We start from the raw sequence: 25168 nt of genomic DNA on the forward strand, positions 1-25168 counted from the left end.
ATCCTTCCGTCTGCGCGGTAACGCTACTCTATTAACGTAGAGCGAAGGAAGAGCCGACGCCGGCGACGATCCCCGAAATGAGCGCGTCCAGTTCCGCGGCGCTGCGAATACTGCGGTCGCCGCTGGCGAACGCCTGCATCACGCCGCTGATGAACATCATCACCACGTAGGCCTGCCGGTCGGCCAGTGCTCGGTCCGGCTTGTCCTGGAGCCGCAGCACCACGTCGACGATCAGGGCGCGGAACCGGTCACCGTAGCTACGGAGTGCCTCGTCGAGCAGTGGGTCCCGGCCGGCCTGCAGCGCGAGTTCGTAGCGGGCCTTGGTGCGGGCCAGCCTCGCGCCGGTCGCCGTGCGCATCACCAGGGTGGCCAACCCGGACGGTTCGTACGCGGTGAGTTCGGCCGGCGTTTGCGCTCTAGTCGCCGCGATCAGGTCCTTGAGATCCAGCTCGGAGACCCGGACCGCCACCGCTTGCAGCAGCGCCGACCGGGTGCGGAAGTAGAACGATGTGGTTCCATCGGGGACACCGGCTTTGCGGTCCACCTTGAGATGGCTGACCCCCTTGATCCCGTCATCGGCGAGTAGCCGGATGGCGGTATCGCAGAGCTCGCGCCGGCGCTGATCTGGATTGGGCTTGCGTCGCATGGTGCTGCCGAGTCTAGTCCGCAATGTCTCTACTGTTGTAGAGTCAGCGGCGAGATGAAGCTGGTATTCAACCTTCCCCACATGCTGCGGCTCAAAGCGATGATGCAACCGTGGGAGGCCGACGTCACCGGAGCCGACCAAACCCGGATGGCCAAGTGCGCCGACGAGTGGGGCTACGACATGATCGCCGTCCCCGAGCACTTCGTGATCCCCACCGAGCACGTGGAACTGTCCGGGCCGCACTATTTCCAGTCGACGGCCGCCCAGGCCTATCTCGCCGGTGCGACCAACCGGATCATGCTGAACTCGTGCGTCACCGTGCTGCCGCTGCACCAACCGATCGTGCTCGCCAAGGCGCTCGCCACCGCGGACTGGCTCAGCGGCGGCCGCATGATGGTCACCTTCGGGGTGGGCTGGCTCCAGGGTGAGTTCGATGCGCTGGGTGTGCCTTTCGCTGAACGCGGCCGCATCGCCGATGAGTATCTGGCGGCGATCATCGAACTGTGGACCAGCGAGTCGCCGCGATTCGAGGGCCGCTATGTCTCCTTCGACGAGGTGGCGTTCGAGCCGAAGCCGGTGCGCAAACCGCATCTGCCGGTCTGGATCGGCGGCGACGCGGACGCGGCGCTGCGGCGTGCGGCGAAGTACGCCTCGGGGTGGTGGAGTTTCCTGACGCCGCCGGAGCAGATCGCGCAGCGCGTGGATTTCATCAAGTCCCAGCCGGAATACGACGGGCGTCCCTTCGAGGTGGTGCACGGCATGGCGACCACGCGGGTCGGGGAGGGCCACGTTGCGCGCAACGACCCGAACGCGCGATCAGGGATGAGCGGTCAGCAGATCATTGATCGGCTGAGCTGGCTGGGCGAGCAGGGCGTGACGGTCAGTGCCGTGCCACTGCCCTCGGTGCGCGACGTTGATGAGTACCTCGATTACGCGCAGTGGGTGATCGAGGAGATCAAGCCGAAAGTCCCCTGATCGTAACGGCGCTCAGCCACCACGCGGCGCAACGATATTGGCGACCACCATGCGCAGAAACGGCCGGAACACCGCTTGGTCGTCGAGCAGGCTGTTCAGCGTGACGCCGTCGTTGGCCGCCAGGATGACGCGGGCGAGTTCCAGCGCGGGCATGGCGAGCTCACCGCCCAGCCGCGCGGCGCCTTTGGTGATGTAGTCGGCCAGGGCCTGCGCGGTCTGCTCGCGCTGGGCCGCGACACGCTCGCGGGCATCGGGATTGCGCAGCAGGAACAACGTGAACTCGTACCCCAGCACCGAACGGTCGGGGCCCTCTTTGGTGATGAGCTGGCGCCAACGTTCGGCGAGTTCGTCGATGTCGAGTTCGTCGAGCCGGTGGAAGGTGGCGATGACGTCGGCGAACCCATCGAGAAACTGCTGGCGCTGCCGTTCGATCACCGCGAGGAACAACTCGGCCTTGCTGCCGAAGTGCGAGTAGATGGCGCCCCGGGTGTAGCCGGCCGCGTCCGCGATGTCCTCCAGCGCGGCGCCGTCGAACCCTCGGCGCGCGAAGACCTCCTCGGCCGCGTCTAACAGCAGGTTTCGGGTGTGTTCGAGGCGTCGTTGCATCGTCCAGCGTTCGGCCATCTGTCGATCCTTCCACGGACGACGGAGAACGGTCGGCCCATCGCCGGCCCACTGACAAACACCCTTGTATTTAATATACAGAGATGTATAGTCGTGATGCCAGTCACAACAGAGGGGGCACGCCGTGCAGACAACGCTCCCCGGGACCTGGGTCGACAACGCGACGTCCCTCGACGACATCGGCCCCGACCGGTACCGGATGCAGATCCCGACCGAGCGCTACACCAGCGCGGAATTCGCTGCGGTCGAACGTGAGTCGATCTGGATGAAGACCTGGCAGGTGGCCGGGCGGGTCGACGAACTCGCCATGGCCGGCGATTGGAAGCAGTACCGGATTCTGGACCAGTCGTTCATCGTGGTGCGCGGCAAGGACGACAAGATTCGCGGCTTTGTCAATGCCTGCCGTCATCGCGGCAACCTGCTCTGCCCGGAGGCGCGCGGCAATACCAAGCGCAACTTCTTGTGCAACTACCACCTGTGGTCCTACGACCTGCAGGGCAAGCTCACCGGAATGCTGCGTGAAGATCTGGCCGGACCGATCGACAAGGACACCCACGGCCTGATCGAGGTCCCGGTGGACACCTTCGCCGGCTTCATCTTCCTCAACCCGGACCCGGATGCCGCGCCGCTGTCGGAGTTCATCGGTGACGAGATCGCCACGATGCTCGCCCCGTACCACGTCGACGAGATGGTCACCGTGATGGACGTGACCGAGCGCATCGACTGCAACTGGAAGGTGGTCATGGACGCCTTTCAGGAGGGTTACCACATCAACGGCATCCACCCGCAGCTCCTGCGGGTCATCAACATCGACCCGGCAACCACCCGGTATCGGTTCTTCGACCGGCACAGTGTCGCCGTCGCCCCATTCGACGTCGTGGGTGCCACCCCGGTGGATCAGGTCGAAGGAACCATGGCGCTGTCCGACACCTTCCCGTCGACGGCCGCTGTGCTGCCGCGGTTCAAAGAGCTGGTGGCGCAGTACGAATCGCCGGACGGTGCACTGACCTTCCCCGAAGGGGTGACCGCCCGGACCCTGCTGCAGCAGGCGACGCGTGACACGTTGACCGGTATGGGGCTCGACGTCAGCGGACTGACCGACGCCCAGATGAGCGACAGTCACGGCTGGGTATTGTTCCCCAACTTCTTCATGACGATTCGTGCCGGCGAATGCCACATCATCATGGCGCTGCCGGACCCGGACGGCGATCCCCATTGCTGCGTCTGGCACGTGGCCAGCTACATGTACCTGCCCGAGGAGTACAAAGCGTCGTTCGTCGCAGAACCCATCGTGGTCGACGAGCCCGGAAGCTACAAGTACTTCGAGGCCCTGCAACAGGACTACGACCAGATGCCGCGCCAGCAGGCCGGGTTGCGCAACAGCATGCTCAGCTATATGGCACTGGTCAAGGAGGAAGTCGTGATAGCGCACTTCCACTCGGTCGTCGACAACTGCATCGCGGCCATGTCCGGGAACTCAAACCACCGAAGCGAAGGGTGAACAGCATGGATATCCGGGAACGTATCGAACACCACCGCCGGATGGCCGAGGCATACCGCAACGCCTATCTGCGCCAAGGGGTTCAGGATGGTGAGACCTACGAGGTGTGGACCTTCGCCGACGACGGTGTGTACGTCTCGCCGTACTTTACCGGTGATCAGGTCTTCTTACTCAAGGAGTTTCCCGCCGACACCGCGCAGGCCGCCACGATGGAGGCCAAGGCCTACTCGCTGACCTTTCCCGACTGGAAACCGGCCAGCTTCGACTACTGGTCCGCCGACAACGGATTCGTGATGAAGACCCGGTGGCAGGGCACTACCAAAGACGGCAAGACCATGGGCTTCTACTCCTACAGCTTCGTCGAGACCAACGACAAGGGCGAGGTGTCGCGCTGGGAGACCCACGTCAACGACGAGTACAGCCCGTTCCTGGAGGTCGCGATCGGAGTCAGCGGTCCGTTCCAGGGCACCACCGAGTATGTGGACGCGTTGCACCGCTGCCTGGAGAAGGCCGGAGTCTCCATCTGACCGAATACCGTTGCGAGAAAAGGGTTGCGATGAAGGGCGTTGACGAGGTCATCGATGGCTATAGCGGACGCGCGTACACCGTGCTGTTGTACACCCAGATGGTCAAGCGGCTGGCCGATGCCGCCAAGCGGCCCGGTTTCACCGCCGACGACTGGGCCCCGCTGGCGGCACTGGTCGACACCGGCGAGTTCGAGCGCGTCGGCAATTTCAAGGAGGTGATGAATTGGACGCAGTATCTGGGGTTTCTGTCGAACTGGGCGCCGTCGTCGAGCTGGGAGGCGTCGTTCAAGCGGGTGAGCGAGGTCGACGGTGTGGTTTTTCTCGAACTCGAGGAGCGCAGCGAGGTCGGTGAGTTCACGTCGGTGGTGAATTCGCTGTCGGTCTACGAGTTCGCCGATGACGGAAAGATCTCCCACATCGACCTCTATCTGCAGATGGCGCTGCCGAACATGGAGATGCTGGACAGTTACCAGGGAGTGGAGATATCCGAGTGACCATCACCGGCCGAACCGACATCGACGCGGTCGACTTCTTCACCGACAACGCGGTGCTGCATGACCCGTACGCTTACCTCGCGCAGTTGCGTGACGAAGGCCCGCTACGCCGGGAGCCGCACCACGGCGTGGTGATGGTGACGGGCTATGACGAAGGCGTGGCCATCTACAACGACACCGAGCGGTTCTCGGCGTGCGTGTCGGTGACCGGTCCTTTCCCGGGTTTCCCGGTTCGGCTGGAGGGAGAAGACGTCTCGCCGCTGATCGAGAAATATCGGGACGAACTGCCGTTCAGCGACCAACTGCCCACCTTCGACCCTCCGAAGCACACCGCCCACCGGTCCCTGCTGTCACGGATCATCACCCCGAAACGGCTGAAGGAGAACGAAGAATTCATCTGGCGACTAGCTAATCAACGCTACGATGAGGTGCTGGTCGGCGGATCATGTGAATTCATCGATGATTTCGCCAACCCGTTCGCGATGCTGGTGATCGCCGACCTGCTCGGTGTCCCGGAGGCCGACCATGGCGAGTTCCGCTCCGCACTACTGCGGGGCAGTGCCGGGACAATCGGCAGCAGCACCGGAGACGCCATGGCTCATACGCCGCTGGAGTACCTCTACGGCAAGTTCACCGAGTACATCTCCGACCGGCGGTCCAACCCGCGCGGCGACGTGCTCACCTCGGTCGCCTCGGCCACCTTTCCGGACGGCAGCACGCCGGAGGTGATCGACGCCGTCCGGGTGGCGGCCAACCTGTTCGCCGCCGGCCAGGAGACCACCGTGCGCCTGCTGTCCACGGCGGTCATGATCATCGCCGAAGACCAGGCGCTGCAACGGCGGCTGCGGGCCAACCGCGATCTGCTGCCGCGATTCATCGAGGAATGCCTGCGCTATGAGAGCCCGGTGCGCGGCGATTTCCGGATGGCCAGGGTGCCGGTCACCGTCGGCGGCGTGGATATCCCGGCGGGCACCATCGTGATGCTGGTCAATGCGGCGATGAACCGGGACCCGGACAAGTTCGACGACCCGGATGTCTTTGACGCCGAGCGGGTCAATGCACGCAGTCACGTCGCCTTCGGCCGCGGCCCGCACAGCTGCCCCGGCGCCCCGCTGGCCCGCACCGAGGCGGTCGTCAGCCTTCAGCGACTCTTCGACCGAACCTCGCAGATCTGGATCGACGAGGATGTTCACGGTCCGCACGGGCAGCGCAGGTACCGGTACCTGCCGACCTTCATCCTGCGCGGGCTGACCAGACTGCACATCCGGTTCGCGCCCTGACCGCCGACAGCGAACGCCCCGGCCCAGTTAAATCAGTTGCTTGACTGATCGACACGAAGCGGGTTGAGTCGAACCGCTGCGGTGTTCTCCGAAACGAAGGGTGTCGATGGTCAACGAGCTGGCGGGTCGAACGGCGATCATCACCGGGGGAGCATCGGGTCTCGGCCGTGGCATCGCCGAGCGGTTTCTCGCCGAGGGCGCCCGGGTGGTCATCGCCGACCTGGATCCCGAGCGCGGCGAGGACCTGGCGCGCGAGCTCGGCGACGAGGCGTCGTTCCGGGTCGTCGATGTCGCCGACCCGGCCCAAGTCGGCGCGTTGGTCGAGGCCGCCGTCGAGAAGTTCGGCAGCCTGGACATCATGGTCAACAACGCCGGCGTCTCGGGCACCATGCACAAACGCTTCCTCGACGACGACCTGGCCGACTTTCACCGCATCATGGCGGTCAACGTGCTCGGCGTGATGGCCGGCACCCGCGACGCCGCCCGGCAGATGTCCAAGACCGGCGGCGGGGCGATCATCAACCTGACCTCGATCGGTGGGATTCAGGCCGGTGGCGGGGTGATGACGTATCGCGCGTCCAAGGCCGCGGTCATCCAGTTCACCAAATCCGCCGCAATCGAATTGGCCCACTATGAGATCCGGGTCAATGCCATCGCCCCCGGCAACATTCCGACACCGTTTGTGGCGTCGTCGGCGGCGGCGAATCTGGACGAAGAGGCCATCGTGCGCTACGAAGCGGCGATCCGCGAGACGATGCGCGCAGACCGGCCGCTCAAGCGCGAGGGCAGCGCCGACGATGTCGCCGAGGCCGCGCTCTACCTCGCCGGTGACCGATCCCGGTATGTCACCGGGGTGGTGCTACCGGTCGACGGCGGGACTGTGGCCGGCAAGGCCATCCGCCGGCGCAGCGACCAAGCCCGTTAAATCAAGCGCTTGACTTAATTCGCGGAACGGGGTTGACTGGCGGCCGTGACCACCGCTGATAGGGCAGTGCGGGCCGAGCGGGCGAACTCCACTCGGGAAGCGATTCTGACCGCCGCGGAGCAGTTGTTCGCCGAGCACGGGGTGTTCGCGGTGTCCAACCGCCAGGTCAGCGAGGCTGCCGGCCAGGGCAACAACGCCGCGGTCGGCTACCACTTCGGCACCAAAACCGACCTGGTGCGCGAGATCGAGCGCAGCCACCGGGCGCCCGTCGAGCGGTTGCGCGAGCAGATGGTCGCCACCGCCGCGGGCTCGGCGGAACTGCGGGACTGGGTGTCGTGTCTGGTCCGGCCACTCACCGATCACCTTGCCGCATTGGGTAATCCGACCTGGTATGCGCGCTTCGCCGCACAAGTGATGGCAGATCCCGCCTACCACGACATCGTCGTCAAGGACGCGCTGAGTTCACCGTCACTGGTGGAAGTCATCGAGGGGATCAACCGCTGCCTGCCGGACCTGCCGGCGCCGGTCCGCCAGGCCCGCAACGTGATGGCCCGCAATCTGTTGATGCACACCTGCGCGGACTGGGAACGCGGGCTGGCCGCCGGCAGCAAACCGAAAACCAGCTGGCAAGAGGCAAGCTCCAACCTCATCGACGCGATCGTGGGATTGTGGCGCGCCCCGGTCACGGGAGGAACCGCATGAAAGTCACCGCCGACCAGAACATCTGCGCGTCGTCGGGGCAGTGCGTGGCCCTCGCGCCCCGGGTATTCGACCAGCGCGACGAGGACGGCGTCGTCGTCGTGCTTGACGAGAACCCACCCGAAGAACTGGCCGAAGCCCTTCGGCAGGCAGAACGCGTCTGTCCATCCGGAGCCATCAAGATCGTGGAGGAGTGACAAGCGTGACCGACGCAACCACCATTGCGGCCACCGAAACACCGGAGTACCCGATGAGCCGGGACGGCCGGTGCCCGTTCGCCCCGCCGCCGGAGACCATGGCGCTCGCCGCGCAGGCTCCGCTGAGCCGGGTGCGGATCTGGGACGGCAGCACCCCCTGGCTGATCACCGGCTACGAGGCGGTACGCACGCTGTTCTCCGACCCCCGGGTCAGCGTCGACGACCACCAGCCCGGCTTCCCGCACTGGAACGAGATGATGCGCGCCAGCGTCGATCACCGGCCCAAGTCGGTGTTCACCACCGACGGCGCCGAGCACATCCGCTACCGGCGGATCCTGTCCCCGTCATTGACCATGAAGCGAGTCGACGCGCTGACCCCGGTGGCGCAACGGATCACCGACGAGCACCTCGATGCGATCCTGGCCGGCCCGCAACCGGCCGACCTGATCGAGGGATTCGCGCTACCGATTCCCTCCCTGGTGATCAGCGAACTGCTCGGCGTGCCCTACGAGGACCACGAGTTCTTCCAGCAGCACGCCACCATGGGCGTGGATCGCAACGCCACCTCCGACGACCTCGCCGAGGGCGCCACCGAACTGTCCAAGTATCTGGTCCGGCTGCTGGAGGCCCGGATGGCCGAACCGGCCGACGACATGGTCTCCGACTTGGGCAAGCGGGTGAAAAACGGCGAGCTGTCGGTGCGCGAGGCCACCCAGCTGGGCACCGGGATGCTCATCGCCGGCCATGAGACCACCGCCAACATGATCGGCCTGGGCATCGTGGCGTTGCTGCACGAGCCCGACAAGATCGCCGAACGTACCGCGGTGTTCCGCGGTGACGACGACGCCGCGATCGCCAACGCGGTCGAGGAACTACTGCGCTACCTGTCGATCATCCACACCGGCCAGCGCCGGGTCGCCCTGGACGACATCGAGATCGGTGGCCAGACGATCCCGGCCGGCGACGGCATCATCATCGACTTGGCCCCGGCCAACTGGGACGGCACCGTCTTCCCCGAGCCCGAGGTCCTCGACCTGGCGCGGCCGGCCCGCCAGCACATGGCGTTCGGGTTCGGCCCGCACCAGTGTGTGGGCCAGCAGCTGGCCCGCGCCGAGATGGTGATCGCCTTCCGCACCCTGTTCCGCCGCATCCCGACGCTGAAGCTCGCGGTGGACGTCGACGAGATCCCGTTCAAGAACGACCGGCTCGCCTACGGCGTCTACGAGCTCCCCGTCACCTGGTAACCCGCCCGATTGGAGTGGATTGAGATGTCAAGTAGCGCAACGCAGACCGCTGAATTTTATCCGCCGGGCGGATACGGGGCACCCAAAGATCGTCGCGGCCAGGCCCGAGGCGTCGCCGGCAAGGTCGGCCTACCCGCCGGCACCGAGATCTTCTCCGCCGACAACCACATCTCGCTGGCCGACGACATCTTCTACCAGCGCTTCCCCGAGGAACTGCGCGACAAGGCGCCGCGGATCTGGTACGAGGACGGCGCCTACATGGTCGGGCGCAAGGGGCAGACCTTCCTGCCCGGCGACTTCTCCGCGGTGCTGATGCAGTACGACGACCTGGCCGGCGCCGCCAGCACCAACATCGAGGCGCGCATCGCCGAGCTGGCTGAAGACGGCGTCGACAAGGAGCTGGCCTTCCCCAACGCCGTGCTCGCGCTGTTCCACTTCCCCGACAAAGAGCTGCGGGAGAGGGTCTTTCGCATCTACAACGAGTACATGGCGGAGTTGCAGGAGCGCTCCGGTGGCCACTTCCACGGGGTCGGCCTGATCAACTGGTGGGATCCCGCCGGCACCCGGCGCACGCTGTCCGAGCTGAAATCTTTGGGGCTCAAAACGTTCCTGCTGCCGCTCAATCCCGGCAAGGGCGACGACGGCGCCATCATCGACTACTCCAGCGAGGCGATGCGCCCGGTATGGGACGAGATCGAGGACGCCGGGTTACCGGTGACCCATCACATCGGTGAGACCCCGCCGAAGACTCCCTGTGAGGTCAACAGTGTCGTCGTGGGCATGATGATCAATGTCGACTCGTTCCGGGAGATGTTCTCCAAGTACATCTTCGGGGCCATCCTGGACCGTCACCCGAAGCTGCGGGTCGGTTGGTTCGAGGGCGGAATCGCCTGGGTGCCGTCAGCGCTGCAGGACGCCGAGCACCTGCTGGCCTCCTACCAGCACATGTTCAACCACCAGTTGGAACACCCGATCCGGCACTATTGGGACACCCACATGAGTGCGTCGTTCATGGTCGACCCGCTGGGATTGCGACTGATCGACCAGATCGGGGTCGATCACGTGATGTGGTCGTCGGATTACCCGCACAACGAAAGCACCTTCGGCTATTCGGAGAAGTCGCTGGCCAGTGTGGTGAACGCGCTTGGTCCGGAGGCCGCCACGAAAGTGGTGAGCGGCAACGTCAAGGCGTTTTTGGGACTGTGACAGTGGCGTCGGCGACCGCGCCGGCCACCGAGGCCGGCAGCGTCGAGATCTCGGATGTTGTCGACCGGGGCCGGATGCGTCGGGAGACCGGCGCCCGGCTGCGGGCGGCGATGGCCGACCGGGGTGTCGATGCCCTGGTGCTGTTGGGAAACGACGCGGTCACCTACGCCACCGGAACCAGTTGGCGCCTCGGCGACGCTGGACTGTCCCACGTCGAACGACCGGTCGCGGTGGTGCTCGCCGACGACCCGTGGCCGCACGTGTTCCCGCCGTTTCCCGACGGTTGTGATTCGGAACTGCCCGCCGATCATGTGCACGGACCGCTGTATCTCGAATTCGACGAGGGCGTCGACCATTTCGCCCGGGAGCTCGCCGATCTGGTTCCGCGTACCGCCGTGCTCGGGATCGACGAGTGCACCGGCGCGATGCGACGTGCCCACCAGCAGCTGTTTCCGGGCCGGCGGCCGGTCGATGCGGCTCAGTTGGTCAGCGCAGCCAAGCTGATCAAGACCGCCGACGAACTGTCCCACATCCGTGCCGCCTGCCGGATCACCGAGCGGGCGATGGCCGGGGTGCAGGAGGTATTGGCACCCGGCGTCCGTCAGATGGAGCTGTCGGCGCACTTTCTGCGGGCGGCTTTCGAATCGGGCGCCGACGCCAGCATGGTGGAGCCGATCTGGCAGGTGATGCCCGGCAGCAGGAACTCCGGTGTGTGGACCACTTACGGCGATCTCGCGTTGCCGCTGCTGGCCACCGGTCGCGAGTTGACCGCGGGTGAAGTCTTGTGGACCGACGTCTCGATCAGCCACGGCGGCTACTGCTCGGCTTTCGGCCGGACCTGGATCGTCGGGGCCGCCCCGACGTCTCGTCAGCAGGCGCAGTTCCACCGATGGCTCGAGATCCTGTCGGCGATGCTGGACCGGACCCGCGCCGGCGCCACCGCCGGTGATCTGGCCCGCGCGGCCACCGCCGCGAACGGGCGGCAGCGGCCCTGGCTGCCGCACGGCTACCTGGGCCACGGCCTGGGCGTAAGTCCCGCCGAGACACCGATGATCGGCACCGACCTGGGTGCGGAGTTCGACGAGAACTTCGTCTTCGAGCGGGGCATGGTGCTGGTGCTGGAGCCGATGGTGTGGGCCGACGGCACCGGCGGATTCCGCGGTAAAGAGGTCGTAGTGATCACCGAGGACGGTTTCCTCTCGCTGACCGATTACCCGTACAGCCCTTACAGCGAGTGCTGATGACCATGACCACCGAGGTGCTGCCGGACGGCCTCGCGCTGCGCCGGAGACGACGTGAGCGCGCGCTGGCCGAGATGGAAGCCCACGATCTCGACGTACTGGTGCTGGGGCGGCAGGCCAACATCCGCTATGTCACCGGGGCGCCGCAGCGCTGGGCGGCGGGAACCCACCCGTTCGGCCCCAGCTGCGTGCTGGTGCGGGCGACCGGGGCCATCCACCTGCTGAACACCACCGATGACGGTGTGCCCGAGGACATTCCGCACGAGAACATCTACGAGAACTCGTGGAATCCGACCAATATCACCGCGGCGCTGGCGCACATCGAGGGAGCGTTCACCGCGCGCCGGGTCGGAACCGACGCGATGTCACCGATGTTCGCGCAGCTGCTCCCGCTGGCCTTCCCCAAAGCCGACCTCATTGACGGCGAACTGGTCATGCGCTCGGCCCGGCGGATCAAGACCTCCGACGAGGTGGCGGCGCTGCGGGGCGCGATCCGAGTGGCCGAGTCGGCGCTGGCGGCGACCGTGGCCGCACTGGAACCCGGTGTCAGCGAGCAGTTCCTGGCCGGGGTGCTGATGGAGGCGATGATCGCCGCCGGGGTCAGCAGCCCGGCGAACCAGGACATCGCCTGGGTGACGTCGCGGGGCCACCCCTGGCGTCGCGCCGGCGGCGATCGCCGGGCGCGCCCGGGTGACCTGGTGGGGTTCTCGGCCGGGGTGCTGGCCGGCGGCTATGTCGGCGAAGTGGGGCGAACTCACCAGGTCGGCGAAGCGCCGGACCGCAACGCCGCAGCGCTGTACGACAGGTCAGAAGCGCTGTGGCAGCGGCTATCCGGAGCCTGTCGACCGGGCGCTCCGGGCAGTGATCTGCTGACCGCCTACGCCCGGGCCGGGGAGCCGTTGCCGCCGGTACCGGTGGCCCACGGCCTCGGAATGGGCTTCGATCTGCCGGTAGTATCGGCTCACCTTCCCCAGACCGCGGCCACCGAACGATTGGAGCCGGGCATGGTGCTGGCCGTCACCGGCTACGTGTTCGAGCCCGGTGTGGGTGCGGTGTTCGAGCGCGAAGCGGTGCTGATCACCGATGAAGGCCACGAAGTGTTGACCACCAGTCCGTCCAAATAAGGAGCAGAATGTCGGGTACGCCAGGCGCTTCCGAACGGCCCTCAGCCGAGGAGATCATCCGATACCACAAGGATCCGGCCACCAAGATCGCCACGATCACCTTCGACCGACCGGAGTACCTCAACGCGCCGACCTCGGCGGCGCGGCTGCGCTACGCGGACCTGCTGCGCGGAGCCAGTGTCGATAATGACGTCAAGGTGGTGGTGATCCGCGGTGTCGGGGACAACCTGGGCAGCGGGGCCGATCTGCCGGAGTTCATGGAGGGCGTCGAGGCGCCCGAAATGCGGCTGGCCGAACTGCGTTTGGAAGGCGACCTGGGTGCTGACGTCACCTATCCGCCCAAGGGCACCTTCCGCAACGGCGCCACCATCAGTGCGTGGTACGCCAATGTGCAGGCCGGCAACCGACCGCTGCAGGAGCTCAAGAAGATCAGCATCGTGGAGGCCAAGGGCTACTGCTACGGCTGGCACTTCTACCAGGCCGCCGATGCCGACCTGGTGATCTCGTCCGACGACGCACTCTTCGGTCACCCGTCGTTCCGCTACTACGGGTGGGGACCGCGGATGTGGACCTGGGTGCAGATGATGGGGCTGCGCAAGTTCTCCGAGATGGTGTTCACCGGGCGGCCCTTCACCGCCGCCGATATGGAGAAATGCAACTTCCTCAACAAGGTGGTGTCGCGCGATGAGCTCGAAGCCGAAGTCGACAAGTACGCGCTGGCCTGTGCGCGTAACCGTCCAGTCGACACCGTCTTCATGCAGAAGATGTTCTTCGAGGTCTACAAGCAGCACCAGGGCGAGTACATGGGCAGCCTGCTGTCGGCGTTCTTCGAGTCGATGGGTTCGGGGGTGGCGCCGGACGCCGACGACCTGATGCTCGACGACGCCATCGAATCGGGCCTGTCCGGCGCGGTCAAGGACAACGACGCGAGGTTCCCGCCCGACTTCCGGCTGAGCAAGTCCAGCCGCAACAAGGATTCGTGACGCCGTGGCGCCGCTGCACGGCTATACCGTCGTCGATCTGTCCGACGGTATCGCCGGCGCCTACGCCACCAAGATGCTTGCCGACGGCGGAGCGACGGTGATCAATGTCGAGGCGCCCGAAGGCGATTCGTTGCGGAGCTGGTCCGCATCGGGAGCCGAGGTCGATGTCGGCCTCGGGGGTGCGCTGTTCAGCTTCCTGGGGTGCTCCAAGCGCAGCGTCATCAGCGACCCAGCCGCGCCCTCCGATATCGAGTTCGTCCACCGGTTGCTGGCCTCGGCCGACGCAGTGGTGTGGTCACCGGAGGGCGGCTTGGGTTCTCACCCGTCCTTCGCGCCGGCCGAGATCCACCGCCGCCACCCGCATCTGGTGGTCACCGTGATAACACCGTTCGGATTGGCCGGGCCGTGGCGGGATCGCGCGGCCACCGAGTTCACCCTGCAGGCGTGGTCGGGGGGAGCGGTCGGTCTCGGGCGCGGATCGCAGGATCGCGCGCCGGTACACATCGGCGGGCAGGTCGGGGACTGGCTGGCCGGCGCCTATGCGGCGGCGTTGACGCTGGCCGCACGTGCCCGCGCCCAGCGCGACGGCCGCGGCGAACTGATCGACCTGTCCAAGCTGGAAGTCCAGATCCTTGGTCTCACTTACTATCCCGTGACCTACTTCCAGGTGCTCGACCGCCCGTGGCGCTCGGAACGCAGGCCCACGGTGCCGGGGGTGGCCCAAGCCGCCGACGGGCTGGTCGCGCTGGGATGCGGCACCGCGCAGCAGTGGTTCGACTTGTGCGCGATGACCGGTCATGACGAGTGGATCGACGAGAATTCGCCGCTGTCGATCACCGAGCAGGCCAACCTGCACGCACCGGCCCTGTACGAATGGGTCCGCAATCACAAGGTCGACGATGTCCGTGACCTGGCGTCGGCGTTCCGGATACCCAATTCGCCGGTCGGCAACGGCGAAAACGTGCCGACGCTGGACCACTTCCAGCACCGCCAGGTGTTCACCCGCAACCCGCGGGACGGGTTCATCCAGCCGCTTCCCCCGTACCGGCTGAGCGGGGTTCCGCTGCCGGCGCCGGCGCCGGCGCCGCGCCTGGGTGAACACACGCAGCACTACCGGCAGTCACCGCCGCCGCAGCGCGATGCCCCGCCGGTGGTCGCGACGTCGGAATCGTTGCCGCTCGGCGGCTTACGCGTCCTGGACATGACCACCTTCTGGGCGGGGCCGTCCTGCACCCATCTGCTGGCCATGCTCGGCGCCGAGGTGATCCACCTGGAATCGACTCGCCACCCCGACGGCACGAGGCTGATCGCCGGAATACCGGCCACCGAGGAGCAGTGGTGGGAGAAGTCACCGATCTTCGCTGCGCTCAACACCAACAAGAAAAGCCTCACCCTGGACTTCCAGACCGAGGCCGGCCGCGACGTCCTGCACCGGCTGATCGCGACCTGCGACGTGGTCGTGGAGAACTTCACCCCGCGAGTGATCGACAATCTCGGCCTGGACTTCGGATTCGTGCAGTCACTGCGCAGCGACATCATCATGTTGCGGATGCCCGGGTTCGGCCTCGACGGCCCGTGGCGCGACAACCCGGCCTTCGCCTACGTCATCGAGGATGCCTCGGGGCTGGCCTGGCTCACCGGCTTCCCGGACCGCAACCCGTACGAGCCGTACTCGATCGGTGACCCGAACGCCGGCGTGCACGCCTTGACCGGCCTGCTGTTGGCCCTGGAGCATCGCCGGCGCACCGGCGAGGGCGTGCTGGTGGAAGCGCCGATGATCGATGCCGCGCTCAACATCGCCGCCGAGCAGGTGATCGAGTATTCGGCGTACAGTGCACTGCTGCAACGCGACGGCAATCGGGGCCCGGCCGCGGCCCCGCAGAACCTCTACCGCACCGCCGGTATCGACGAGTTCGGGCGCGAGGACTGTTGGGTGGCGGTGGCTGTGGCCACCGATGCGCAGTGGACGAGCCTGTGCACCGCGCTGGGCGAGCCGTCCTGGGCCGCCGATCCGGCACTGTCCACGGTGGCTGGCCGACGCGCCCACCATGATTTCATCGACGATCAGCTGGCGACCTGGTGTGCGGCCCACAGCGCAGACGATGTCGTCGAAACGCTTTGGGGCGCAGGGGTTCCGGTGGCCAAGGTGATGCAACCGCACCGCCAGACCGAACTGGCGCAGCTGAGCGACCGGGAATTCTTCGAGCAGGTAGAACACCCGGTCAACGGCCGGGCCGCCTACAGCACGCTGCCGGCCCGGATGTCGCCCGGCCCGGTTCACACCAGCCACGCGCCGCTGTTGGGCCAGCACAATCACGAACTGCTGCGCGAGTTGGGCCTGCACGACGCCGAGATCGCCGCGTTGGCGGCCGACGGGGTGATCGGCAGCGCACTGGGCTAGCCGAGGCCCGGAGACGAGCCTTAGCTTTCCAGGGTATCCAGCGCCGCGCGGGTGTCGAGGTCGGTAAACGCCGCGGCGTAGCGCTGCGCGAAGGCCAGGCTGATATCGGGTCGCTGCCAGCTGTCGCCACCGGACAGCGTGGCGATCCAGATCGCCAGCCCGTGCGCTGCCGAGGCCCGGTAGTGCAACCAGATCTGCTCTGCCGCGGGCAACTCCGTTTCCGGAAGACCCAGGGCGCCACGGTATTCCTCCAGCAGCTCCCGTTCGCCGGCACGCCGGTCGGCGACGCTCAGCGCGCCCTGCAGGAAGTAGCCCAGGTCGAGGGAGAAGTTGCCGTGCCGCACCATCTGCCAGTCCAGGAAACCGACCTCACCGTCGGGAAGCACATAGGTGTTGCCGATGTGCGGATCGCCGTGCAGCAGCGTCTGCGGACCCAGGGTCAGGCTGCGGATGTAGCGGGCCCAGATGTCGCCGAAGAGTTCCGCGCCGCTCATCGCGGTGATCTCGGCGGGTACGGAGCTGCCCAGCCGCTGGTAGGCGATCTCCAGCGGCGCAAGCTCCAAGCCGGCGAACGGCACGAACGGCTCCACCCAACCCAGGGCGGGGTTGCCGGTGATGCGCTCCCCCCAGAAGGCGCCGTGCAGTCGGGCCAGCCCGCGTACCCCCGCAGCCGCTTCGTCGAGGCTGAGTGGCCGGGTCGCGTCGCGGGGGTCTGCCCCGCGTGCCACCACGTCCTCCATCAGCAACAGGAAATCCCGGCGTTCCTCGTCGATCACGGCCCGGTAGACCCGGGGATGATCAAGTGGCAGAGCGATCTCGGAGAGGAACAGCCGCGGCTCATGGTAGAGGCCGCTGGTCAGCTCGACCAGGTCGGCGTGCTCGGGGTCGATCGCCTTGACGAAGACGGTGGCCGGTCCACTGCCTGCCGCGTAACGCAGCGCCAGGCGCGCACGCCGGTTGGTGCCGTCGTCCCGGGAGGCGACCGAAACCGCCTCCACCACCGCACCGGGGTGGTGACCGCTGATCGCCGCGGTCATCCACTCCGGTGAGATCGTCTCCCAGTCATCGGGAATCGTCGGCGCGGCTATTTCAGGCAGCTTCCCGCGTCGACCGGCAAGGTGACGCCAGTGACGTACCGGGCTTCGTCAGAGGCCAAGAACAGCACCGCGTTGCTGATGTCCACCGCGTCCACCCACGGAATCGGCAGGGTGTGGAAAAGCTGGCAGATCGGGGCCATGTCGTCCGGGCCCGGGTTCTCCAGGTCGGGCCGGAACATCTTCCAGGTGCCCTCGTTCATGATCATTCCGGTGCTGACATGGGTGGGGTGCACCGTGTTGACCCGGATCATGTGCTGGCCCAACTCGACGGCGAACGAGCGCATGATGCCCACCACGCCGTGCTTGGCGGCGACGTAGTTGCCGCAGTGCGGGTAGGCCTTCAACCCGCCGACCGAGCTGGTCAGAATGATCGACCCGCCATTGCCACCGGAGATCAGGTGCGGCACACCGGCCTTGACCGTCTTCCACACGCCCGACAGGTTGATGTCGATCATCTCCTGCCAGTCGTGTTCGCTGCACTGGTCCAGGGTGTCGCCGCCGTTGCCGATGCCGGCGTTGGCAACGATGATGTCCAGGCGGCCCAGCTCCTCCACGCCGGCGTCCACTGCAGCCTTGAGTGCGTCATAGTCGCGCACATCGACTTCCGCGGTGAAGATCCGGCGGTTGCGGGCCTTGACCAGCTCGGCGGTCTCGGCCAGTTCCTCCGGGGTGGCCGGTGGAATGGGCGAGTTCTCGACGATCGGCTTGCAGACGTCGATCGCGATGATGTCGGCGCCCTCCTCGGCCAACCGGACCGCGTGGCTGCGGCCCTGCCCGTGCGCCGCGCCGGTGATGAACGCGACCTTGCCTTCAACACGTCCAGTCATGGAAACCTCAATTCTGTCAGTTAGGGGAAAAGCCTGGGGGACAGTGGAATCAGGGGATTATCGCCGGCATGGAGACCCAGCCCCGCACCGTCGATGTCGGGGAGAGCTGCGTCGCGGACAGGTCGACCTCCCACTCGGGGAAGCGCTTGAGGATCTCCTCGATGGCGATCCTCGACTCCAACCGGGCCAGCGCGTTGCCCACGCAGAAATGCGTGCCGTGGCCGAAACCCAGGTGCGGGCGCCGTTCCCGGTGGATGTCGAACACGTCGCCGTCCGGCGGGAACCGGCGGTGATCACGGTTGGCGGCGCCAATCAGCAACAGCATCGCCGAGCCTTCGGGCACGCTCTGGCCGTAGTACTCCACATCCCGGGTGACGTAGCGGGCCGCGTGCGGCGCCGGCGGCTCGAACCGGACCAGCTCCTCGACCGCCCGCGGGATCAGTGCCGGGTTGGCCGCCATTTCCGCCCGCTGGTCGGGGTGTTCGGCCAGCACCTTGCCGCTCCACCCGATCAACCGGGTGGTGGTCTCACTGCCGGCGGTGGCCAGCACGGTCAGAAACAGGTGCAGTTCTTCGCGTCCCATCCGGCGTCGGGTGCCGGTTTCGTCCTCGAACTCGGCGTTCATCAGCTCGGTGATCAAGTCGTCCGAGGGGTTCTTGGCCCGCCAGTCGATGATGTCGGCGAACACGTCACCGGTGGCGATCGGCCCGTCCGGGTTGTCGGTCATCTTCTGGCCCGGCTCGGTGCGAATGGTGGCGTCACCGTGTTCGGTGACATGCTCCTGCTGATCTTCGGGAATACCCAGCAGCATCCCGATCACCCGCATCGGCATCTGGGCGCCGAGGTCGTTGACGAAGTCGAACCGCCCGGTGCCCACCAGCGGGTCCAGGCAGCGCGCGCAGTACTCCCGGATCTGCGCTTCCAGCGCGTTCATCCGGCGTGGGCTGAACATCCCGGCCATCAGGTTGCGGTGGATGTCGTGGATCGGCGGATCCTCGAAGATCAGGATCCCCGGCGGAATCTCCATGCCGGACTTGATGATCTCGAGAACGGCGCCCCTGGCCGAGCTGAATGTCTGGTAGTCGGCGAACGCGGCGTGCACGTCGTCGAACCGGCTCAGCGCGTAGAAGTCGTGCTCTTCGTTGTAGTACAGCGGCGACTCTTCGCGCAGCCGGCGAAACATCGGGTACGGATCGTTGTTGAGTTCGATGTCGTACGGGTCGTAGCGCGCTGCGCTGGTGGTGGTGACCGTCATGGTGTGTGTCCGTCCCTTCGGCAGAGCTGCGATCTACAGGCCGGCGGGGACGGGAGCCGCCACCGGGGTGAATTCCAGGTGCAGCTCGGTCAGGCCGCGCAGGATGAACGTCGGTTCGAAGGTGAACCGTCGCTCGCCTGCTTGGCCATGCTGCGACTCGTCGAGCCGGATGTCGGTCATGCGATCCAGGATGCGTTCCAGCGAGATCCGGCTCTCGGCGCGCGCCAACGGTGAGCCGGGGCAGGTGTGCGTGCCGCGAGCGAAGGCCAGATGCTCGCGCACGTTGGGCCGGTCGATGCGGAACTCGTGTGGGTCGTCGAATTTGCGAGGGTCGCGGTTGACCGCGCCGGGGAACATCACAACCACGGTGCCGGCTTTCAGTTCGACCCCGCCGAGCGTGGTGGTCTTGCGCACCAGCCGTGGGTCGGTCTTCACTGGGCTCTCCATCCGCAGCGTCTCCTCGAGGAAGTTCGGGATCTTGCTGCGGTCCTCGCGCAGCTGCGCGACGAGGCTCGGGTCCTCGGCAAGGAAACGCAGTGCGGCACTGAGCAGTTTGGTGGTGGTCTCCTGCCCGGCTCCGAAGAGGAACGTGGCGCTTTTGACCACGTCGCCGATCTCGGGAATCGACCCGTCCTCGTAGGTGGCGGTGGCCAGGTCGGTCAGCACGTCGGCGCGCGGATTCTCGCGCCGCTCACTGAGGTAGCTGCTGAATTTGCCGTCCAACCAGGCCAGCGGGTCGTGGGCCAGTTCTTCGTGATCGAGCGAGCCGATCCGAGCGCCCGGCTGCGGTGCGCCCAGCACCTCCTGGAACGTCGGGCGGTCCTCCTCGGGCACACCGAGCAGGTCGGCGATCACCAGCAGCGCGAACGGCCGGGCGTACTCGGAGAGGAACTCGCACTTGCCGCTGTCGATGAAGTAGTCCAGCTGCCGGTCGGCCAGCTGCCACATGAAGTCCTGGTTCTCCTTGAGCCGCTTGGGGGTGAGCAGCCGGCTCAGCAGTGACCGGGCCTTGGTGTGCATCGGCGGGTCCATGGTGACCATGTGCTCGGTCATCGGCATCAGGTGGCGGTGCGCCTCGATCTGCTCGCTGATGTCGTCGCCCTCAGGGGTGAACGGCAGCGGCGGGAAGGGCCCACCGACCGCGACGAGATTGGAGTAGGTGTCGGAGTCGCGGTAGATCTCGTTCGCTTCTTCGTGACCCGTCACGGCGAACACGCCGTAGACGTTCAGCGGGGCGACCGGGCCCTGGGCGCGCAAGTAGTCGAAGTACGGGTGCGGATCGGGTACCAGGGACTGATCGGTGAAGAAGTCGATGGTGTCGAAGTCGGTCAACGTGGACCTCTCTGCAGAATGGGCTGACAGGTGCTGAGCATCTGCTTAGCATGGGTGGCACCGGGGGTCAAGGGTTGAGGCGGCATTACGATGGCCGCCGGACATGTAAAGGTGGACGACGACGATGCAAAGCGGACGATATGCCCGAACCTAAGGGGCAGCGCAGAATTGGGGCCCCGGACGCCAAGAACCGGACGTTGCTGCTCGATGCCGCAGAACAGCTGCTGCTGACCGCCGGTCACGGTGCGGTGAGCTCGCGCCGGGTAGCCGAGCAGGCCGGCCTCAAGCACCAACTCGTGCACTATTACTTCCGCACCATGGACGAGCTGTTCCTGGCGATGTTCCGCCGGCGCGGGGACCAGGGTTTGGCCGAACAGGCCGAGGTGCTCGCCTCGCCGCAGCCGTTGTGGGCGCTGTGGCGCTTCAACACCGACCCGGCATGGACCGCGCTGACGATGCAGTTCATGGCGCTGGCCAACCAGCGGGAGGCGTTGCGGACGGAGATCGCGACCTATGCCGAACGGCTTCGCGCCGAACAGATCGAGGCGGTGGCCGGACTGCTGGCGCGCTACGGCATCGACGCGCAAGAGTTTCCGGCGACGGTGTTGATGGTGCTGATGACCAGCGCGTCGCGGATGCTGATCATCGAACAAGAGGCGCTGGGCATGACCCTCGGCCACGCCGAGACCGTCGAGTTCGTCGAGCGCTGGCTGCGCCGACTCGAGGGCGAGCCGGGGGAACCTGCCCCCGGCGCCGCACTGACCTCGGGACACGCGGCGCATTAGCGTTGCGCCCGGCCCTGCTGCAAGCGATCCGCTGCCGCCCAATGCTCGTCGGAGACCCACAGCCGAGCGAACGCCGCCACCGCTTCGTCGGCCGACGCGCCGGCGAGCACACGCTTGATCTCGGCGGCTGACGGGTTGGCCAACGACCGTGCCAGGCCACGCCATTCGGCCTCGAACGACTCGCGGGGCACCACCCGGTTGACCAGGCCGATCCGTTCGGCGGCCGGGGCGTCCAGCATGGTTCCGGTGCCGGCCAGCAGCAGCGCCTGACTGTGTCCGACCAGGGCGGCCAGTCGCTCGGCGCCGCCCCAGGCCGGCATGATCGCCAGCGACACCTGGTTGAAGGCGATCTTGACGTCGGCGGCGGCGATGCGGATGTCGGCGGCAACGGCCACCTCAGCGCCGCCTCCGAGCGCGTGCCCGTTGAGCGCGGCGATCACCGGCGCCGGAAAGGCGGCGATCCGGTCGCACAACAACCGCATCCGCCACGCCATGGCTTGCGCGTCGGACTCGGTGCGGATGGCGGCGAGTTGCTTGAGATCTCCGCCGGAGACGAAGGCCCGATCGCCACCGCCGGTGATGACCACTGCCCGGGCCGCGGCGACCGCGTCCAGCGCGCGATCGAGCTGATCCATCGTCTCCGGGGCGATCGCGTTGCGCGCTTGGGGACGATCGATCGTGATGACCGCCAATCCTTCATCCAACTCGACATCAACCATGACTCTCCAATGAAGATATTGGCATTCTCGGATTAGGAGAATAACATCACGGGCGTCATGCGAAAGATTCCGGACGACCTGGCGCGGCACTACGAAGCCAACGGGTGGTGGACCCACGAGACCCTCGGTGACCTGCTCACGCAGTGCTTGTCCGAGGCGGCGGACTGCCGCTTCGAGGTGCACTCCGAGGTCCGCCCATGGCGGGGCAGCTTCGGCGATGTCGAGCAGACCGCGCGCCGGCTCGCGGCCGGGCTCTCCGCCCGCGGTGTCGGACCCGGCGACGTGGTGGCGTTTCAACTGCCCAACTGGATGGAGGCCGCCGCAACCTTCTGGGCCGCGGCGTTCCTGGGGGCGGTGGTGGTGCCGGTCGTGCACTTCTACGGGGCCAAGGAGCTGGGCTACATCCTGTCCGCCAGCAAGCCGCGGGTATTCATCACCGCCGAGAAGTTCGGGCGGATGACGTTTGTGCCCGAACTTGTGGCGGATGTCCCGATCGTCGGGGTGGTGGGCGGGAGCGGTGCGAGCGTGGTGGGCGGGAGCGGTGCGAGCGTGGTGGGCGGGAGTGGTGCCGCACAGCACTTCGAGGACCTGCTGGACGTCGAGCCGATGCCCGGCACACTGGCCACCGACCCCGGCGCGCCGGCGCTGATCGCCTTCACGTCCGGAACCACGCGAAACCCCAAGGGCGTCATCCACAGTCACCAGACGCTGTGCTTCGAGACGCGCCAGCTGCTCGCCAACTACCCCAAGGACCGCGGCCGGCAACTGACCGCAACCCCGGTCGGGCACTTCATCGGGATGATCGGGGCGTTTTTGATCCCGGTGCTGGAGGGCACGCCGATCGACCTCGCCGACGTCTGGGATCCCGCGAAGGCGCTGGCGTTGATGGCCGAGCAGGGCGTGTCGATCGGCGGCGGCCCACCGTATTTCGTCACCAGCCTGCTCGACCATCCGGATTTCGCTCCCGAACACCTACGGCACATCCGCCACGTCGGCCTGGGTGGGTCGACGGTGCCCGCGGCGGTCACCCGCCGGCTGGCGGATCTGGGCATCTTCGTGTACCGGTCTTACGGCAGCACCGAACACCCGTCGATCACCGGCTCCACCCCCAGCGCTGCCGAGGACAAGCGACTGTTCACCGACGGCAATGCGCGGCCCGGCGTAGAGATCAGGCTGGCTCCCGACGGGGAGATCCTGAGCCGCGGGCCCGACCTGTGCCTCGGCTATACCGACGACGCCCTGACCGAGGCGGCCTTCGACGCCGACGGCTGGTACCACACTGGGGACGTCGGGGTGCTCGATGCCGACGGCTATCTGACCATCACCGACCGCAAGGCCGATGTCATCATCCGCGGCGGCGAGAACATCAGCGCCGTCGAGGTCGAAGAGGTCTTGTTGGCGCTGCCCGCCGTCACCGAGGCGGTGGTGGTCGCGGTGCCCGACGCCCGCCTGGGGGAGCGGGCGGCGGCGGTCGTGCGCCTCAAGCCCGGGTCCGCGTTACCGACGATGCCGGAACTGCAGGCCCATTTCGAGCGCCTCGGCGTGGCTCGCCAAAAGTGGCCGGAGCAGCTGCACGAGGTCGACGACTTCCCGCGTACCGCCAGCGGCAAGGTGCAGAAGTACGTGGTGCGCCAGCAGCTCGCCGGCGAGGTTGCACCGACACCTTTGTGAGAATATGATTCTCACGAGCCGAAAAGGAGCATTTCATGGGTCAACTGTCACACCGCGTCGAGATTCCTTTCCCGCTGTTCGACGCCGACAACCACCTCTACGAGCCGCCGGAGGCGATGACCAAGTACTTGCCCAAGGAGTACAAGGACATCGTCCAGTACGTCGAGATCAACGGGCGTACCAAGATCGCCATCCGCGGTCAGATCAGCGAGTACATTCCCAACCCGACGTTCTCCGTGGTGGCCAAGCCGGGCGCCTGGGAGGAGTACTTCAAGTACGGCAACCCCGACGGCAAGAGCAAGCGGGAGCTGTTCGGTGAGCCGATGAAGTCGATTCCGGCGTTCTTCGAGCCGGGGCCGCGTCTGGAACTGATGGACGAACTCGGCGTCGACCGCTCGCTGATGTTCCCGACCCTGGCCAGCCTGATCGAGGAACGGCTGCGCGACGACCCGGTCGCGATCCACGTCATCATCCACTCGCTCAACCAGTGGCTCGACGAGGTCTGGGGCTTCAACTACAAGGGCCGGATCTTCACCACGCCGGTGATCACCCTGCCGATCGTCGAGAAGGCCATCGAAGAACTGGATTGGGCCGTCAAGCGTGGCGCTCGCGCCATCCTGATCCGCCCGGCGCCGGTGCCCGGCTTCCGCGGGCCGCGGTCCTTCGCGCTGCCCGAGTTCGACCCGTTCTGGGAGAAGTGCGTCGAATACGACGTCTTCGTCGGGATGCACTCGTCGGACAGCGGCTACTCCCGCTACACCTCCGAGTGGGACGGCGCCGCCCAGGAGATGCTGCCGTTCCAGACCAACGCCATGCAGATCCTCAACGAGTGGCGCCCGATCCAGGATGCGGTGGCGTCCTGGGTGATCCACGGTGCGCTGTTCCGCCACCCGAAGCTCAAGGTGGGCATCGTCGAGGCCGGCTCCAAGTGGATGTTCCCGCTGATGGAGTCCATGACCGAGGTGTACAAGAAGGCTCCCGAAGCCTTCCTGGGCAACCCGATGGAAGAGATCAAGAACCGCATCTACGTCAGCCCGTTCTACGAAGAGGGCATCGACGACCTGATCAACCTGATCGGTGTGGACCAGGTGCTCTACGGCTCCGACTGGCCGCACCCGGAGGGCCTGGCCGAGCCGACCCACTACGTGACGGCGCTGTCGCACCTTTCCGTCGAGGACCAGGCCAAGATCATGGGCGGTAACCTCGGTCGCCTCGTCACCGTTTAGAGGTGCCCCGCTGGCAGACCATTCCCGAGATGGTCTTGAGCGTCGGGGGGGGGGGGGGGGGGGGGGGGGGGGGGGGGCGGGGGGGGCGGGGGGGGGCGGGGGGGGGGGGGGGGGGGGGGGGGGGCGGGGCGGGGGGGGGGGGGGGGGGGCGGGGCGGGGGGGGGGGGGGGGGGGGGGGGGGGGGGGGGG

The 25168-nt window shown here is 66.7% G+C and carries 24 protein-coding genes; 17 read left to right on the plus strand and 7 right to left on the minus strand.

Going from position 1 to position 25168, the window contains the following annotated elements:
- Nucleotides 1-31 precede the first annotated feature (31 nt).
- Nucleotides 32-646 carry a TetR/AcrR family transcriptional regulator gene (locus tag A5771_RS06530; protein WP_064854376.1) on the minus strand — a complete coding sequence of 205 codons (615 nt, stop codon included), beginning with the start codon at nt 644-646 and terminating at the stop codon, nt 32-34.
- 54 nt (nt 647-700) lie between these two features.
- Between A5771_RS06530 and A5771_RS06535 the strand changes: the two genes are divergently transcribed.
- The gene (locus A5771_RS06535) at nt 701-1621 is read left to right on the plus strand and encodes a TIGR03619 family F420-dependent LLM class oxidoreductase (RefSeq protein WP_064854377.1); all 921 of its coding nucleotides are present in this window, start codon (nt 701-703) and stop codon (nt 1619-1621) included.
- A gap of 12 nt (nt 1622-1633) precedes the next feature.
- Here A5771_RS06535 and A5771_RS06540 read toward each other — a convergent pair whose 3' ends face one another.
- Nucleotides 1634-2245 (minus strand): TetR/AcrR family transcriptional regulator, encoded by a 612-nt coding sequence (locus tag A5771_RS06540; RefSeq protein ID WP_064854378.1) that lies wholly within the window; start codon nt 2243-2245, stop codon nt 1634-1636.
- A gap of 124 nt (nt 2246-2369) precedes the next feature.
- Between A5771_RS06540 and A5771_RS06545 the strand changes: the two genes are divergently transcribed.
- The 13 genes from A5771_RS06545 (at nt 2370) to A5771_RS06605 (ending at nt 16067) form a co-directional block, all read left to right on the plus strand.
- A complete protein-coding gene (locus A5771_RS06545; RefSeq protein WP_064854379.1) occupies nt 2370-3746 on the plus strand; it encodes an aromatic ring-hydroxylating oxygenase subunit alpha in 1377 nt (458 codons plus the stop codon).
- Between the two features lie 5 nt (nt 3747-3751).
- The gene (locus A5771_RS06550; protein ID WP_064854421.1) at nt 3752-4273 is read left to right on the plus strand and encodes a hypothetical protein; all 522 of its coding nucleotides are present in this window, start codon (nt 3752-3754) and stop codon (nt 4271-4273) included.
- Between the two features lie 29 nt (nt 4274-4302).
- A complete protein-coding gene (locus A5771_RS06555) occupies nt 4303-4767 on the plus strand; it encodes a hypothetical protein (RefSeq protein WP_064854380.1) in 465 nt (154 codons plus the stop codon).
- The gene (locus tag A5771_RS06560) at nt 4764-6047 is read left to right on the plus strand and encodes a cytochrome P450 (RefSeq protein WP_064854381.1); all 1284 of its coding nucleotides are present in this window, start codon (nt 4764-4766) and stop codon (nt 6045-6047) included. Before A5771_RS06555 ends, A5771_RS06560 begins: the two co-directional genes overlap by 4 nt.
- Before the next feature lie 106 nt (nt 6048-6153).
- Complete coding sequence (locus A5771_RS06565) at nt 6154-6972, plus strand: SDR family NAD(P)-dependent oxidoreductase (protein ID WP_064854382.1); 819 nt, start codon at nt 6154-6156, stop codon at nt 6970-6972.
- Between the two features lie 45 nt (nt 6973-7017).
- Complete coding sequence (locus tag A5771_RS06570) at nt 7018-7674, plus strand: TetR/AcrR family transcriptional regulator (RefSeq protein ID WP_064854383.1); 657 nt, start codon at nt 7018-7020, stop codon at nt 7672-7674.
- Nucleotides 7671-7868, plus strand: coding sequence for a ferredoxin (locus A5771_RS06575; RefSeq protein WP_064854422.1), 198 nt, complete (start codon nt 7671-7673; stop codon nt 7866-7868). The genes A5771_RS06570 and A5771_RS06575 overlap by 4 nt, the downstream gene beginning before the upstream one ends.
- A gap of 53 nt (nt 7869-7921) precedes the next feature.
- Nucleotides 7922-9112: a cytochrome P450 gene (locus A5771_RS06580; RefSeq protein WP_109401050.1), complete on the plus strand. Its 1191-nt coding sequence runs from the start codon at nt 7922-7924 to the stop codon at nt 9110-9112.
- Nucleotides 9113-9136: 24 nt separating this feature from the next.
- Nucleotides 9137-10318 (plus strand): amidohydrolase family protein, encoded by a 1182-nt coding sequence (locus A5771_RS06585; protein ID WP_064854385.1) that lies wholly within the window; start codon nt 9137-9139, stop codon nt 10316-10318.
- 47 nt (nt 10319-10365) lie between these two features.
- Nucleotides 10366-11559 (plus strand): M24 family metallopeptidase, encoded by a 1194-nt coding sequence (locus tag A5771_RS06590; RefSeq protein WP_234782971.1) that lies wholly within the window; start codon nt 10366-10368, stop codon nt 11557-11559.
- Between the two features lie 5 nt (nt 11560-11564).
- Nucleotides 11565-12683, plus strand: coding sequence for a M24 family metallopeptidase (locus A5771_RS06595; protein WP_064854423.1), 1119 nt, complete (start codon nt 11565-11567; stop codon nt 12681-12683).
- Nucleotides 12684-12691: 8 nt separating this feature from the next.
- Nucleotides 12692-13666: an enoyl-CoA hydratase/isomerase family protein gene (locus tag A5771_RS06600; protein WP_064854387.1), complete on the plus strand. Its 975-nt coding sequence runs from the start codon at nt 12692-12694 to the stop codon at nt 13664-13666.
- Nucleotides 13667-13670: 4 nt separating this feature from the next.
- Entirely contained in the window at nt 13671-16067 is a 2397-nt protein-coding gene (locus A5771_RS06605) for a CaiB/BaiF CoA-transferase family protein (RefSeq protein WP_064854388.1), read from the plus strand.
- Nucleotides 16068-16087: 20 nt separating this feature from the next.
- Here the strand turns inward: A5771_RS06605 and A5771_RS06610 are convergent, their stop codons facing one another.
- From A5771_RS06610 to A5771_RS06625, 4 genes are read right to left on the minus strand one after another with little or no spacing between them, the layout of a single operon-like run.
- Nucleotides 16088-17104, minus strand: coding sequence for a phosphotransferase (locus A5771_RS06610; protein WP_082947080.1), 1017 nt, complete (start codon nt 17102-17104; stop codon nt 16088-16090).
- Nucleotides 17105-17151: 47 nt separating this feature from the next.
- Entirely contained in the window at nt 17152-17991 is an 840-nt protein-coding gene (locus A5771_RS06615; protein ID WP_064854390.1) for a mycofactocin-coupled SDR family oxidoreductase, read from the minus strand.
- A gap of 49 nt (nt 17992-18040) precedes the next feature.
- Nucleotides 18041-19246, minus strand: coding sequence for a cytochrome P450 (locus A5771_RS06620; protein ID WP_064854391.1), 1206 nt, complete (start codon nt 19244-19246; stop codon nt 18041-18043).
- 33 nt (nt 19247-19279) lie between these two features.
- Nucleotides 19280-20578, minus strand: a complete 1299-nt coding sequence (locus tag A5771_RS06625; protein WP_064854392.1) for a cytochrome P450 — start codon at nt 20576-20578, stop codon at nt 19280-19282.
- Nucleotides 20579-20718: 140 nt separating this feature from the next.
- Here A5771_RS06625 and A5771_RS06630 point away from each other — a divergent pair, with 140 nt between their 5' ends.
- Nucleotides 20719-21363, plus strand: a complete 645-nt coding sequence (locus A5771_RS06630) for a TetR/AcrR family transcriptional regulator (protein WP_064854393.1) — start codon at nt 20719-20721, stop codon at nt 21361-21363.
- Here A5771_RS06630 and A5771_RS06635 read toward each other — a convergent pair.
- Entirely contained in the window at nt 21360-22082 is a 723-nt protein-coding gene (locus A5771_RS06635) for an enoyl-CoA hydratase/isomerase family protein (RefSeq protein ID WP_064854394.1), read from the minus strand. The two genes, A5771_RS06630 and A5771_RS06635, sit on opposite strands and share 4 nt — an antisense overlap.
- Before the next feature lie 57 nt (nt 22083-22139).
- On the opposite strand from A5771_RS06635, the gene A5771_RS06640 reads away from it, so the two are divergent.
- Entirely contained in the window at nt 22140-23753 is a 1614-nt protein-coding gene (locus A5771_RS06640) for an AMP-binding protein (protein WP_064854395.1), read from the plus strand.
- A 35-nt stretch (nt 23754-23788) separates the two neighbouring features.
- A complete protein-coding gene (locus A5771_RS06645) occupies nt 23789-24979 on the plus strand; it encodes an amidohydrolase family protein (protein WP_064854396.1) in 1191 nt (396 codons plus the stop codon).
- The last annotated feature ends 189 nt before the right edge of the window (nt 24980-25168 follow it).

The organism is Mycolicibacter sinensis (genome assembly GCF_001667375.1).
Lineage (GTDB): Bacteria > Actinomycetota > Actinomycetes > Mycobacteriales > Mycobacteriaceae > Mycobacterium > Mycobacterium sinense_A.